13 protein-coding genes are annotated in these 14,146 nt (G+C 62.9%); 10 read left to right on the forward strand and 3 right to left on the reverse strand.

Annotation, left to right across the window (positions count from 1 at the left end):
- Positions 1-91: 91 nt before the first annotated feature.
- Positions 92-451 carry a response regulator gene (locus NKJ08_RS10145; RefSeq protein WP_352781704.1) on the reverse strand — a complete coding sequence of 120 codons (360 nt, stop codon included), beginning with the start codon at positions 449-451 and terminating at the stop codon, positions 92-94.
- Positions 448-3,552 (reverse strand): CheR family methyltransferase, encoded by a 3,105-nt coding sequence (locus tag NKJ08_RS10150; RefSeq protein ID WP_352781705.1) that lies wholly within the window; start codon positions 3,550-3,552, stop codon positions 448-450. The genes NKJ08_RS10145 and NKJ08_RS10150 overlap by 4 nt, the downstream gene beginning before the upstream one ends.
- Positions 3,553-3,678: 126 nt before the next feature.
- On the opposite strand from NKJ08_RS10150, the gene NKJ08_RS10155 reads away from it, so the two are divergent.
- Both NKJ08_RS10155 and NKJ08_RS10160 read left to right on the forward strand, forming a co-directional pair.
- The gene (locus NKJ08_RS10155; protein ID WP_352527134.1) at positions 3,679-3,876 is read left to right on the forward strand and encodes a hypothetical protein; all 198 of its coding nucleotides are present in this window, start codon (positions 3,679-3,681) and stop codon (positions 3,874-3,876) included.
- Position 3,877: 1 nt separating this feature from the next.
- On the forward strand, positions 3,878-4,474 hold the full coding sequence (locus tag NKJ08_RS10160) for a response regulator (RefSeq protein ID WP_352776457.1): 597 nt from the start codon (positions 3,878-3,880) through the stop codon (positions 4,472-4,474).
- A 29-nt stretch (positions 4,475-4,503) separates the two neighbouring features.
- Here NKJ08_RS10160 and NKJ08_RS10165 read toward each other — a convergent pair whose 3' ends face one another.
- Positions 4,504-4,776 (reverse strand): hypothetical protein, encoded by a 273-nt coding sequence (locus NKJ08_RS10165; RefSeq protein WP_352527132.1) that lies wholly within the window; start codon positions 4,774-4,776, stop codon positions 4,504-4,506.
- 274 nt (positions 4,777-5,050) lie between these two features.
- Between NKJ08_RS10165 and NKJ08_RS10170 the strand changes: the two genes are divergently transcribed.
- The 8 genes from NKJ08_RS10170 to NKJ08_RS10205 are packed head-to-tail and all read left to right on the forward strand — an operon-like array spanning position 5,051 to position 14,006.
- The gene (locus NKJ08_RS10170) at positions 5,051-6,157 is read left to right on the forward strand and encodes an NAD-dependent epimerase/dehydratase family protein (RefSeq protein WP_352527131.1); all 1,107 of its coding nucleotides are present in this window, start codon (positions 5,051-5,053) and stop codon (positions 6,155-6,157) included.
- Entirely contained in the window at positions 6,154-7,233 is a 1,080-nt protein-coding gene (locus tag NKJ08_RS10175; RefSeq protein WP_352776456.1) for an NAD-dependent epimerase/dehydratase family protein, read from the forward strand. The genes NKJ08_RS10170 and NKJ08_RS10175 overlap by 4 nt, the downstream gene beginning before the upstream one ends.
- Positions 7,230-8,522 carry a TIGR04295 family B12-binding domain-containing radical SAM protein gene (locus NKJ08_RS10180; RefSeq protein ID WP_352527129.1) on the forward strand — a complete coding sequence of 431 codons (1,293 nt, stop codon included), beginning with the start codon at positions 7,230-7,232 and terminating at the stop codon, positions 8,520-8,522. Before NKJ08_RS10175 ends, NKJ08_RS10180 begins: the two co-directional genes overlap by 4 nt.
- Positions 8,507-9,607 carry a glycosyltransferase family 4 protein gene (locus tag NKJ08_RS10185; protein WP_352527128.1) on the forward strand — a complete coding sequence of 367 codons (1,101 nt, stop codon included), beginning with the start codon at positions 8,507-8,509 and terminating at the stop codon, positions 9,605-9,607. Before NKJ08_RS10180 ends, NKJ08_RS10185 begins: the two co-directional genes overlap by 16 nt.
- A gap of 2 nt (positions 9,608-9,609) precedes the next feature.
- A complete protein-coding gene (locus NKJ08_RS10190; RefSeq protein WP_352781706.1) occupies positions 9,610-10,740 on the forward strand; it encodes a CgeB family protein in 1,131 nt (376 codons plus the stop codon).
- Positions 10,737-11,831, forward strand: a complete 1,095-nt coding sequence (locus NKJ08_RS10195) for a CgeB family protein (protein ID WP_352527126.1) — start codon at positions 10,737-10,739, stop codon at positions 11,829-11,831. The genes NKJ08_RS10190 and NKJ08_RS10195 overlap by 4 nt, the downstream gene beginning before the upstream one ends.
- Positions 11,828-12,937 carry a CgeB family protein gene (locus NKJ08_RS10200; RefSeq protein WP_352527125.1) on the forward strand — a complete coding sequence of 370 codons (1,110 nt, stop codon included), beginning with the start codon at positions 11,828-11,830 and terminating at the stop codon, positions 12,935-12,937. Before NKJ08_RS10195 ends, NKJ08_RS10200 begins: the two co-directional genes overlap by 4 nt.
- Positions 12,938-12,959: 22 nt before the next feature.
- A complete protein-coding gene (locus tag NKJ08_RS10205; protein ID WP_352527124.1) occupies positions 12,960-14,006 on the forward strand; it encodes a UDP-glucuronic acid decarboxylase family protein in 1,047 nt (348 codons plus the stop codon).
- The last annotated feature ends 140 nt before the right edge of the window (positions 14,007-14,146 follow it).

Raw genomic sequence — 14,146 nt, forward strand, 5'->3', positions numbered from 1 at the left:
ATCTGCATCGAAGCCGGCGATACGCTGGCCGGCGACGGCTGGCTGGCACCACGCCACGCCCGACCGACAAAGCCGCTGGAATGCCAGGAATTCAGGAAGCCCGCGCGAGTTCATCTACGGCGTTCAGGATCGCACTCTGGCTCGCCGGCTTCTGCACGATCCTGCAGGCGCGGAACCAGGCCGGAATTTCCCGTTCGCCAAAGCCTGAGAGGAAGGCGAACGGAACACCACGCATCCGCAACGCTTCGGCAATCGGGTAGCTGGTTTCGTCGTTCAGCTGGATATCCAGTAACGCGGCGTCGATCCCGCCTTCGCCGACGAGCCGGAGTGCCGCCGTCACCGACGAAACAGGTCCAACCACCTGATGGCCGGCTTTTCGCAGGTAAGCCGCCGCGTCGTCGGCGATCAGCCATTCATCCTCGACGATCAGCACACGCACCTTTCCGGTCACGACGAGCCCTCGCGGGTCAGAGGGAATGCAATTTCCGCCTCCAAACCATTTGAGCGGAAACTTGTTTCAACTTTTCCGCCCAGCCTGTAGCCGATTTCTCCGCGCAGAAGGGTAAGGCCGAAGCCGCTGTCGGTTGGCTCCTTGATGCGGGGGCCGCCCTTCTCGCGCCAGACGAGCTTGAAGGTTCCATCCACCACCGACCATTTCACAATTATCCGCCCGGCAGGCTTCGACAGTGCGCCATATTTGGCGGCATTGGTCGCCAGTTCATGGATTGCCATGCCGAACGAAAGCCCCTGTACAGGCTTGAGGCTTACCCGCTTGCCATCGAGCTCGAACCGTTCGGCCCCGAAGGGATCAAGCTCCTGGCGCAGCAGTTCCTCGACGGAGGCTTCCGTCCAGCTTTCGCGCGAGAGCAGACTGTAGGCTCGTGACATTGCATGCAGACGGCCGATCAAGGCTTCAGCGAACTCGTTTTTCGACGCCGAGTATTCACGCGTCCGGTTGGTGATGCTGGCGACAACCGCCAGCATGTTCTTGACGCGATGGTTCAGCTCCGAGATGAGCACTTGCTGACGCTCTTCAGCCTGCGCCAGCGTCGTCACGTCGATCAGGGTCACGACCACGCCTTGGATGCTGCCGCTTTTGTCCCGGTAAGGGTTGATGCGAACCAGGTAGAACCGGCCCTTGTCGTCGCGCGCAAGGTGATGGTTCAGGGTCTCTCCCGTCTCGAACACCGCCTGGATGTGCCGCTTCAACTCGGGGTAGTCGAGCTGGCTCGAAAGATCGGTCAGCGGTCGGCCGACATCGGACGGACGCAAGTTGAAGAACGACGACGCGGCGGGAGTAAAGGTCCGCACCACAAGGTTGCGGTCGAGGAAGATGGTGGCGATTTCCGTGCTTTCGAACAAGTTTCTGAGATCGCTGTTGGCGCGATCGAGTTCCTCTATCTTGCCGGTCAGTTCCGCATTGATGGTGTTGAGCTCTTCGTTGAGCGACTGCATTTCCTCCTTCGAGGCCTCAAGCTCCTCATTGGTCGACTGTGCCTCTTCATTGACGGAGACGAGTTCCTCGTTCGAAGATTTTACTTCCTCCAGCGCGGTTTCGTATTCCTCGACTGTCGACTGCAGCCGCTCGCGAGTGTCGCGCAACTCCCGTTCGAGATAGGCCGCATCTTCGGTGCCGCGGCTTTCCCGTGTCGGATCGGAGCGGATCTGGGCCTGTCCCACCGGATTGAACAGGACGAGGTAGAGGGGCTCGCCATTACTGCGTTCCGTGTATGGCTCGACCGTCAGTGTAATGAACTGAACCTGTCCGTCGTCTTCCTCGACCGCTATGTTCTCCCGCACGACCGTGCGGCGCGTCGTGGCTGCTTCCCGCAACGCGGCGCGCAGTTCCAGTCTCAGCCCGCGGCGGGCCAAGGTCAGCAACTGCCGGCTCGGGGCGCCTTGTGGCGCTTCCAGATATTTGCCCGTCCGCGCCGAATAGTAGACGATGTCGCCATCGCCATTGACCAGAACGTGAGGCGGGGCGAACCGCTCCAGCACCTGAGCCTCGATCGCCTGGCGCAGTGAATGGCTGGCCGCATCCTTCTTCGAGCCGCCGCGTCCAACCGGAAGGGCACCCGTGCGGCCATTGCCGATCAGGACCGGCGGCCGCGGCGTGGCATGTTCCCGCGCCTGGAATATCCGCTGCTTCTTGTCGACCGTGGCGAACAGGTCACCGTGCTGACCGATGCTTTCCGAGTTGCCGAGGAACAGGTAGCCGCCCGGCCTCAGCGCGTGATGGAAGATCGGAATGACCCGGTTCTGGATTTGCGGGCCGAAATAGATCAGCAGGTTGCGACACGAAATCATGTCGATGCGCGAGAAGGGAGGATCGCGGATAATGCTGTGCGGGGAAAAGATGCACAGTTCGCGCACCTCCTTGCCGAGCACATAGCTCTCGCCGTCACTGTGGAAAAAGCGTTGCCTGCGCTCGGGCGAAAGCCCGTGCAGCAGCGCTTCTGGATAACGTGCCGCACGCGCCACCGCGAGCGCCGGCTCATCGATGTCGGTCGCGAATATCTGGACGCGCGGCGGCGCGGAGAGCTTCTCCATGCGCTCGCGCATCAGCATGCCGATCGAGAACACCTCCTCGCCGGTGGCGCAGCCGGGCACCCACACACGCACGGCATCGGAGGCGTTCTTGCCTTCGAAAATCTGCGGTATGATCTTTTTCTCCAGCAATTTGAACGCTTCGGCGTCGCGAAAAAAGCTGGTGACGTTGATGAGCAGGTCGCGAAACAGCTTCGCCACCTCGTCCGGATCCCTTTTCAGCCGTTCTATGTAGGTGGTGATCGACTGCAGCTGCGTTATCTGCATGCGCCGCTTTACGCGACGCAGAAAAGTCTTGGTCTTGTAGCCGGAAAAGTCGTGACCGGAATGGCTGCGCAAAATGGCGTAGATTTCATCGCGGGCCTGATCCATCTCGGCCTTGTGCTCGTCGTCGGCTTCGGTCAGTCCGTTCAGCACATCGAAACCGCGGGCAAACGCCTGAAGCTTTGCCCCGATCTGCTCGGCGGGCGCCGCTATGTCGATCAGGCCGCTCGAAATCGCACTCTGCGGCATGTCCGGATTGCGCGGGCCGGAACCGTTGGAGGCCTGGGCAATCGTCAGCCCGCCATGCTCCTTGATCGCCCTGGCGCCGAGCGTGCCGTCCGAATCGCCACCCGACAAGATAATGCCGACGGCATACTCGCCCTGGTCCTCGGCCAATGCGCTGAAGAAAATGTCGATCGGCTTGCGCTCGCGGTTGAGCGTGTTCGGCCGGCGCAGCGAAAGCGCGCCCTTGCGGATGGTGAGGACGACGTTTTGCGGCATCACATAGACTTGGCCGGGCTGGACCGCCGCGCCCTCCTCGGCCACCAAGACCGGCATTTCGGTATAACGTCGGATGACCTCGTGCAGCAGGCTTTCCCGCTCCGGGCTGAGATGCGTGACGACGACGAACGCCATGCCGGTGTCGCCGGTCAGTCCTTTGAACAGGCCCTCCATCGCGGGAATGCCGCCGGCCGATGCACCGACGCCGACTATGGGAAATCTTCCATTCTGGGATGCCACGCCAAGCCCTTAGACCCAAATCACGCCTCAGACTAAGACCGGGCCGAGCCTGAGGCCAGTAAATAGTCCAATAACGGAACAAAGCACCGCCGGTGGCATTAACATTTGACTTCGGAGGCGGTTCCAATGGCAAGACGACCACCTGAAATAAAGCCGGCCAAGCGAATCCTGTTGCCCTCGCCGGATCTGACCAGGTTCCCGGTATCTGAAAACATCCCGCCTCGCCTGCTCGCGCTCGCGGAACGGTTGCAAGAGGTCCTGGCCCGCCATTTTGCAGAAGTCCGCGCCGACAGCCGTAAATCCCGCAGGAAGAAGGAACAATGAGGTGCGCGACCTGCAAGGCTTGCATATCCTGATCGTCGAGGACGAATGGATGCTGGCGGGCGATCTTGCACGTTACTTCAGCAAGATGGGCGCCGTCGTGCTTGGCCCAGTGGCGACGGTCGAACAGGCATCGAAACATACGGACGAGGCGGAGGCCGCGATCCTGGACGTCAATCTCAACGGACGACGGGTATTCCCGATCGCCGACGAGTTAATGCGCCGTGGCGTGCCGTTCGTGTTTTTCAGCGGCGATGAAGACATCGTTATTCCTGAGCGCCTTCGGTATGCCAGCAGCCTCCGAAAATCCTCGGACGGCCAGGCTGTTTTCGATGCTCTCTTCCCAGCCGAGACGCCTGCATCGAAAGGAGGTCGAGCGTCGGAGCCCTCGGACGACGTATTTTCACTGCTGCCCAAGCTCAGGCTCGCTGCACGCCTGCTGCTGGGAGACATGGATGCTTCCGACCGGCTGGTTGAGCGAACGCTCGAGCAGGCCATCGGCGAGATCGACAGGAGACGATCCGGCTCCTCCACCGAGGACTGGCTCAACGGCATCATGCGAAACATCGTCAGGGCACGTGGAGCGAACCTGCTGCACTGACCGCGGCCGTTGCCGGCAACTAGACGCGGTCAGCCTTTCCGGCTGCGCTCGACGAATTTGTTGAAACGGCTGGTTTTCCCGCCGCTGGTCTCGTCCTGATAGAGGAAGGCCAGTTCGTTCTCGTCGAATATCCTGAAGAACTCGTCCCATTCGACAGGCTCGAACGTCTCTTCAGGCTCGCCGAAGTCGATGCGCAGTATGCCGCCCTCGCCCTTGGTGCGAACCACCGCCGGCCGCCCGTCGCGGTCCTCGGCCCAGCGGCGGATTTCGTTATGATCGGTGGTCGTCTTCGATTCAGACATCGCAATCTCCCTTCGATTCCACCGCAGACCGCGAGACCCCCGCGTTGCCGGTCTGCCTTCACACAACCAGCAGATGCATCGCTGTCGGCATGTGCGCGCGGTCAGTCGAATATGGCTCCTAACACCAAGCGCGCTTCGATGTTCCCGTCCCCAGCCCAAGCCGGCCGGGACACTTTCGCGATCACACGGCGTTCCGGGAACTTTGTTGAAGCAAGGGAACAAACCTTTCGCCCGGAAGTTTGGGGCGGCAAAGCCATTCGTATGAGGAGTTGTCGTGAAACGTATACTGGTCACGGGAGGCTGCGGTTTCATCGGCCGCCACGTCGCCCAGGAACTCGTTGAACATGGCTATGGGGTTTCAATTCTCGATGCGCTGCTGGACCAGGTGCATGGCGGCGAGGCAATCAGCCTGCCGCCAGGCGCCAAGCTGATCAAAGGCGACGTTCGCGATCGCGATGCCGTCACAGAGGCAGTCGAAGATGTCGACGCGATCATTCACCTGGCGGCTGAAGTGGGCGTCGGCCAGTCCATGTACGAGATCGCCCGCTATGTCGGCGCCAACGACCTCGGCACCGCCACGTTGCTGGAAGTGCTGATCAAACGCCCGATCGAACGTATCGTCGTTGCTTCGTCGATGAGCGTCTATGGCGAGGGTCTCTATGCCACGCCGGATGGCCGGCGCATCGACAATGCGAGACGGCAGCCGGACGATATCCGCAGCGGCCAATGGAATCCCCTGTCGCCGGAAGGTGAAGTCCTGTCGCCGTTGCCGACCGACGAGCAAAAACCGGTCGATCTCGCCTCGATCTACGCGCTGACGAAATACGCTCAGGAGCGCGCCGTACTGATCTTCGGCGAAGCCTATGGCGTCGATGCGGTCGCGCTGCGCCTGTTCAATGTCTTCGGCGCCGGACAGGCACTCTCGAACCCGTATACCGGCGTCTTGGCGAACTTCGCCTCGCGCATCGCAAATGGCCAGCGGCCGCTGATTTTCGAAGACGGCGAACAGAAGCGCGACTTCGTTCATGTACGCGACGTTGCCCGCGCCTTCCGGCTGGCGCTGGAACAGCCCCAGGCGCGCGGCCACGTCATCAACATCGGCAGCGGGCGGGCCTATGCGGTCAGCGAAGTCGCCCGGCTGCTCGCCGAAGCGATGGGCGTGCCTGGCCGCCCGCCGGAAATCCTCGGCAAGGCACGCTCCGGCGATATCCGCAACTGCTTTGCCGACATCTCGAAGGCGCGCGAACTGCTCGGCTTCCAGCCGCAGTACCGGCTGGAGCATTCGCTCGGGGATTTCGTCGCATGGGTGCGTAACACGGTTGCCATCGATCGCAGCGCCGAGATGAAGCGGGAACTCGAAGCGCGAGGGCTGGTATCTTGAGACCGGATTCACGCAATTTTCGCGAAGCGCCCGTCGCCATTATCGGCGGCAGCGGCTTCATCGGCTCGAACCTCGCCGACAGCCTGTTGTCGGACGGCGAGCCGGTGCTGGTCATCGACAATCTGAGCCGTCCCGGCGTCGAGCAGAACCTCGAATGGTTGACGCGAAAGCACGGCAACCGCCTCACCGTCGAAATAGCGGATATCCGCGACGCGGAGGCGCTCGCGCCGTCGGTGGCACGTTCGAAGGCGGTTTTCCACCTTGCCGCGCAGACCGCCGTAACCACGAGTCTGGTTCAACCGGATGAGGATTTCGACATCAACCTGCGCGGGACGTTCAACGTCCTGGAAGCCGCCCGCCGCAGCGGCAAGCGCATCCCCGTCGTTTTCGCCAGCACCAACAAGGTCTATGGCCGCCTCGCCGACCTCGCAATGCGAGAAGAGGACGGCAAATACGCGCCTTGCGACGCGGGCATCCGTGCGCACGGCGTCGACGAGACGCGCGGCCTCGATTTCTGCACGCCCTATGGCTGCTCGAAGGGCGCGGCGGACCAGTATGTTCTCGATTATGCCAAGTCATACGATCTGCCGACGGCGGTGCTGCGCATGAGCTGCATCTATGGACCGCGCCAGTTCGGGACGGAGGATCAGGGCTGGGTCGCCCATTTTCTGCTCAGCGCGTTCTCCGACCGGCCGATCACCATCTACGGCGACGGCAAGCAGGTGCGCGACATCCTGCATGTTTCCGATGCGGTCGCGGCCTATCGCGCCGTGCTCGACCGGATCGAGACGATCAAGGGCCAGGCATTCAACCTCGGCGGCGGACCGGAAAACGCCGTCAGCCTGCGCATGCTGCTGAAGGAGATTCGCGACATAACGAAACGGGACGTTTCGATCCGTTACGACCGCGAACGCACTGGCGACCAACCGTTCTTCGTCGCCGACACGCGGGCGATCACCGCTGCGCTGGGGTGGAGAGCGCACATCTCTTGGCGCGACGGTATTCGTGACCTCGCCGACTGGCTGCAGCGTCATCGCATCGACCCGCGTCCCGAACCGGCGAGGTACGTGGCATGAAGGTCGCCCTGGTCAATCCGTCCTGGACATACCAGGACAGCATCTATTTCGGCTGCCGTCAGCCGCATCTGCCGCTCGAACTCGGTTATTCGAAAGCCCTGCTAGAAACCGCCGGCCACGAGGTGCTGATGCTGGACGGGCAGATCCAGAAGCTCGACAACGCCGCGCTCGCTGATCGCGTCGCCGCCTTCGAGCCTGGCATGACCGTCGTCAGCACCGCGCCGACCTATCTGTTCTGGCGTTGCGCACCGCCCGAGTTGCGCGTGCCGGCCGATTTCCTCAACCGTCTTGCCCGCCACGGCGGCCGCACCGTCGCCGTCGGCCCGCATGGCTCGGCGACGCCGGCGCCGACATTGCGCAAGCTTGGGGTCGACATTGTCGTGCGCGGCGAATGCGAGGAAGTGGTCGCGGAACTTGCCCTGCGCGACGACTGGAGCGCGGTGCCGTCCACCGCCCATTTCGAGCATGAAAAACTGGTTTCGAACGGCGGCGCCCATGCGAGTTCGTTCATCAATCACCCACCGCTCGAATGGCCGTCGGACTGGATTGCCGCGCATTCGCACCACCACCATCGCTTCGACGACAATCAGGTCGGTTTCGGAGCGGAGGTCGAAGCGTCGCGCGGCTGCCCGTATAATTGCAGCTTCTGCGCCAAGATCGATTTCCGCGATGCCTACCGCCGCCGGAACCACGAAGCAGTGATCGCGGAGATCGATCGGCTCATCGCACAGGGCGTGGGCTACATCTACTTCATCGACGAGATTTTCCTGCCGCAAAAGGCGTTGCTGGAGGCGTTGGTCGATCGCGATGTGAAGTTCGGCGTGCAGACTCGCATCGACCTCTGGAAGCCGGAGCTGCTGAGACTGCTCGGTGCCGCCGGATGCGTCTCGATCGAAGCGGGCCTCGAAAGCCTGACGGTGGAAGGCCGCGCCATGCTGGCAAAACGCTGCCGGCTGGGCACCGAGGAACTGGCGGCGTTGCTGGTCGACGCTAGGCGCCACGTGCCGTTCGTGCAGGCCAATCTGATCGGTGTGGTCGAGGACGATCCCGCGCTGGTCGACTATTGGCGCAAGCACCTGATCGACAACGGCGTTTGGGCCAACGAGCCGGTGCCGCTTTATCCTTATCCGAGTTCGCCAAGCTATCGCGAGCTTTGGGGCGAGCCCGACGACCTCGCCTGGGAGCGCGCGCATGAACATTACCTCGCATCCTTCCGAACGTTCAGCGACATCCAGGAGAAGCGTCCGCGTCCGCTGGCCGAATTGGAGGCCACATGTTGCGGACACTGAGCCCGCCGCGGCGCATCCTGATGACCGTCGATGCCGTTGGCGGCGTCTGGCGCTATGCGCTCGATCTGGCCAGGCAACTGGTCGCCGGCGGCGACAGCGTCGTGCTTGCCGGGCTTGGTCCGGAACCGTCCAGGCAGCAGGCCGAGGAGGCCCAGTCTTTCGCGGCGCTGACATGGCTCAACACGCCGCCCGACTGGATGACCCGCAACGAGCACGACCTCGACGCATTGCAGCAGGAGCTGCACCCACTCATACGTGACTACGCCATCGACGTCGTCCATCTCAACGCGCCCACGCAGGCTGCGGGGCTCGATGTGCCTTGCCCCGTCGTAGCGGTCTCGCATTCCTGCGTGGTGACATGGTTCCATGTCGTCAAGGGACAGGCGGCGGACGGCGAATGGATCTGGCAGAAGGACCGCAACCGGCGCGGTCTCGACAAAGCAGGCATGGTCGTTGCGCCGAGCCGCAGCCATGCCGCCATGCTGGAAACCTGCTACGGGCCGATCGCGCGCCTGAGTGTCGTCGGCAATGGCGCGCGGCCCGGCCCGAAGAGCGAAAGGCGGGAATCGGTCGTTTTCGCCGCTGCGCGCTGGTGGGATGAAGGAAAGAACGCGGCGGTGCTGGACCAGGCCGCCTCCCTGACGCAATGGCCAGTCTTCGTCGCAGGTTCGCTGCAAGGGCCGGAGGGCCAGCATGTTGGCTTCAGTCACGCGGTTCCCGTCGGGCCGGTGCCGCATGAGGAAGTGCGCTCGTTGATGGCGCGGGCCGGAATCTTCGTTTCGCCGTCGCTCTATGAACCGTTCGGCCTGGCCACGCTGGAAGCGGCAATGTCGGCAACGCCTTTGGTGCTCGCCGATATCGCGACCTATCGCGAATTGTGGGACGGCGCCGCCATGTTCTACGACGTGCGCGATCCGCGCGATCTCGCCAGATGCATCAATGATCTTTGCAGCGACGCGCAGCGCCGGCGAGAGCTCGGTGAAGCGGCGGCCCGCCGAAGCCGCAGATTTTCGCTAGCAAGACAAGCGACCGCCATGCGCGGCGTCTACGACAAGGCGGCCCTGGCCACCATGGCGGATAGTTGATTATGCGGTTTTTATTCTACACCCATTCGATCGTTTCCGACTGGAACCACGGCAACGCACATTTCCTGCGCGGCATCATGCGCGAGCTGGTCGCGCGCGGACACCAGGCGATCGCGCTGGAGCCCGCCGAAGGCTGGAGCCGGTCGAACCTGGTTGCCGAGAAAGGGTCCTTTGCGATCGAGCGATTCAGGAAGGATTTCCCCGAGTTGATGCCGGTGACCTACGATGCCGCCTTCGACCACGAAGCCTGGATCTCCGATGCCGATGTGGTGATCGTGCACGAGTGGACCGAGCCGGACCTTATTGCGCGCCTGGGCAGGGCGAAAGCGACTGGCAGCCGTTTCACGCTGCTGTTCCACGACACGCACCATCGCGCCATCTCGGCCACGCAAGCGATTTCTGCCTTGCAGCTTGAACATTACGACGGCGTGCTCGCCTTCGGCGAAGCGCTGCGGGAAAGCTATCTTCGCGCCGGATGGGGCAAGCGGGTCTTCACCTGGCACGAGGCAGCCGATGACCATCTGTTCCGGCCACATCCTGAAATCGAACGCAGCGCCGACCTGATCTGGATCGGCAATTGGGGCGACGACGAGCGCAGCACCGAAATCAGGGAATTCCTGGTCGACCCGGTGTATGAGCTCGGCCTGAGCGGCACCGTCCACGGCGTCCGCTATCCACGGGATGCGCTCGCCGACCTTGCGGCCGCCGGCCTGCACTACGAAGGCTGGATCGCCAACGCCGACGTGCCGAAGGCGTTCGCAGCAAACCGCATCACGGTGCACATCCCGCGGCGTCCATACCGCCAAAGCCTCCCCGGCATCCCGACCATCCGCATGTTCGAGGCGCTCGCCTGCGGCATTCCGCTCGTTTCGGCGCCCTGGTCCGATGTCGAACGTCTGTTCAGGCCGGGCGCCGATTTCCTGTTTGCAAACAATGGCTTCGAGATGCGGCATCATCTCCGCGCCGTGCTGCGTGATGCGGATCTCGCCGCTTCTCTGGCGACATCGGGCCTCGAGACCATTCGCTCGCGGCACACATGCCGGCACCGGGCGGATGAACTGTTCGGCGTGCTCGCCGAATGCGGGCACCGGCAAGCCGCCGACACGATCCTTGCAAAGGAGGCCGCCGAATGAAGATCGCATTTTACGGGTCGAGCCTGCTGTCGTCCTATTGGAACGGCGCGGCCACCTATTACCGCGGACTGCTCAAGGCTCTGGCCAGGCTCGGCTACGACATCACCTTCTATGAGCCGGACGTCTACGATCGCCAGAAGAACCGCGACATCGAAGCGCCGGACTGGTGCACCGTCGTCGTCTACGAGGCCACCCCAAATGCGCTGATGCAGGTGGCGGCCCGGGCGGCCGAGGCAGACATCGTCGTCAAGGCAAGCGGCGTTGGTTTTGCCGACGACGCGCTGTTGCGTGCGGTGCTCGATCACGCCCGCGCCGACGCGCTGACGGTGTTCTGGGATGTCGATGCGCCGGCAACGCTTGGCCAGTTGCGCGACGAGCCTGACCATCCGCTGCATAGTGCGCTACAGGAAATCGACCTCGTGCTGACTTATGGCGGGGGCGACCCGGTGGTGTGGGCGTACCGCGCCATGGGCGCCGCCGAATGCGTGCCGATCTACAATGCACTCGATCCGGAAACGCATCATCCGGTCGGCAAGGAGATGCGCTTTGCCTGCGATCTCGCCTTTCTCGGCAACCGGCTGCCGGACCGCGAGGCGCGCGTCGAGGCCTTCTTCCTCGAGCCCGCCAGCCACTTGGCCGATCAGCGCTTCCTGCTCGGTGGGTCGGGCTGGGGCGACAAGCAGATGCCCGCCAATGTCAGGTGGCTCGGCCATGTCGGCACGCGTGACCACAATGCACTGAACGTCACGGCCAAGGCGGTGCTGAACATCAGCCGCGACAGTATGGCGGCCAACGGCTTTTCGCCGGCGACGCGCGTTTTCGAGGCGGCAGGCGCCGGCGCATGCCTCATCACCGACGCCTGGCTCGGCGTCGAGCTGTTCCTGAAACCAGGCGAGGAAATCCTGGTCGCGCGCGACGGTGAGGATGTCGCCGAGATCATGCGAAACCTTACGGCCGAACGGGCCAAGACGATCGGGTCATCTGCGCTTCGACGCGTGCTTGGCGAACATACTTATACGACACGGGCCGTTTTGGCCGACGCCGTTTTCAGGCGCCATTTCGAGCGCCCGACCGTGGAGGCCGCGGAATGACGAAGCCGCTCGACATCGTCTTTCTCGGCCTGTCTCTGTCCTCGTCCTGGGGAAACGGCCACGCCACGACCTTTCGTGGCCTGCTCAAAGGCCTCCATGAGCTCGGCCATCGCGTCACCTTTCTCGAGCGCGACGTGCCGTGGTATGCAAGCCACCGGGACCTGCGCGATCCCGATTTCTGCGCCTTGCGCTACTATGAAACGACTGATGATCTTCGCTGCAATTTTGCGCGCTGCCTGCGCGAGGCCGATATCGTGGTCGTCGGCTCCTTCGTTCCGGAAGGCCCTGAAGTCATCGACGTGGTGGCGTCGCTGTGCACGGGTCGGTTCTGCTTCTACGACATCGACACGCCGGTCACGCTGGCAAAGCTTTCGGCCGATGATTGCGACTACATTGCCAAGCGGCAGGTCCCGTATTTCGACATCTATTTCTCCTTCACCGGCGGGCCGACGCTTGCCCGTCTGACGGCGGAATTTGGCGCAAGGCGTGCCGAGCCGCTCTACTGTTCCGTTGACCCGGAACGGCATCACGGAACGGGTGATCCGATCCGCTGGGATCTCGGCTATCTCGGCACCTACAGCCCCGACCGCCAGGCGACGCTGGAGGCGCTGTTGTTCGAACCGGCGCGTCGCATGCCGGAGCGCCGCTTCGTCGTGGCCGGCTCGCAATATCCGCGCGACATCGTCTGGCCGGACAATGTCGATCGCATCGAGCACCTGCCGCCGGCAGACCACGCGGCCTTTTATAGCCGCCAACGCTACACGTTGAACGTCACGCGCAGTTCCATGATCGCGGCCGGCTGGTCCCCCAGCGTGCGCCTCTTCGAGGCGGCGGCCTGCGGCACGGCGATCATCAGCGACTTCTGGGCCGGACTGGAAAGCCTGTTTCCGGGGCGGACGATCCACACAGCGCGCAAGACTGAAGACGTGACCGGCATCCTGTCCACGGAATCCAATAGCGCCCGGCTTGCCATGGCCAGACAAGCGCACGCGCTCATCCTGGCAGCCCACACAGGCACAGCGAGAGCCTGCGAATTCGTTTCGCTGCTGGCGCAGGCCAAATCGCCACGTTCTGCTCTCGATCTGGACGTCGAGAGTGCAGCATGACCCGCAGACGGGAGAAATAGAGATGCGGCAATCAAGAAAGGCGCAACGGACCAGGACCGTGCTTGTCGCCGGCGGCGCAGGCTTCCTCGGTTCGCATCTTTGCGAGACATTGCTCCAGATCGGCTGGCGCGTGATTTGCGTCGACAATTTCCTTACCGGCCGTATGGAGAACATAGCATCGATCGCCGATCGTCCGCATTTCCGGCTGATCAAGCAGGACATTTGCCGGCCGTTGGAGCTTGGCGAGCCGGTAGACCGCATCTTCAACATGGCATGCGCGGCCTCGCCGCCGCGCTACCAGGCCGACCCGGTCCACACGACGCGAACCTGCGTCATCGGAACGCTCAATCTGCTCGACCTCGTTGCCCGGAACGGCGCCCGCTTCCTGCAGGCGTCCACCAGCGAAGTTTATGGCGATCCCGAACAGCATCCGCAGAAGGAAGACTATGTCGGCCACGTGAACTGCATCGGCCCCCGCGCCTGCTATGACGAAGGCAAGCGTACCGCCGAAACCTTGTGCTTCGACTATTTGAGAATGGGAAAAGCCGATATCCGTGTCGCGCGCATCTTCAACACCTATGGTCCCCGAATGGACCCGGCCGACGGACGGATCGTTTCCAATCTGATCATGCAGGCACTCGAGAGACGGCCGCTGACCATATTCGGGGACGGATTGCAGACGAGGTCGTTCTGTTACGTCTCGGATCTGGTCGACGGCTTGATCCGACTGATGGACGTCGATCCCAATCCGCGCCAGCCGGTCAATTTGGGCAATCCGGGGGAGTTCACCATCCTGCAATTGGCGGGCCTGGTGAGAGGCATGACCAGCACCAAATCGGCCTTGAAATTCCTGCCACTGCCGCAGGACGATCCTCGCCGTCGGCAACCGGATATTTCCCGTGCAAAAAAGCTTCTTGGCTGGTCGCCAAAAGTGCAGCTTAGGCAAGGTTTGATGCGCACAATCAGCTATTTTGCCGAGCTTGAGGCGGCCCAGATGGTCGACAGAAGACCCCCGATTGCCGCCAGCGTGCATTCCGCATCAGGCCGGCTGCAAAACCTGCCGGCCTGAACGGCGGGGAATCGCCCAGCCGCTCGCACGAATCATGTCGGAGAGCGCGGGTCGTTTCGCGTCGGGTCGTCGGTCACTTTTTCTCGTCGCGGGAACAAGCTGTCCAGCTTCTGGTTCGGCCAGGGTACCGGCATGGAGAC

It is taken from the genome of Mesorhizobium sp. M0244 (assembly GCF_040321795.1).
Taxonomy (GTDB): Bacteria; Pseudomonadota; Alphaproteobacteria; order Rhizobiales; family Rhizobiaceae; genus Mesorhizobium.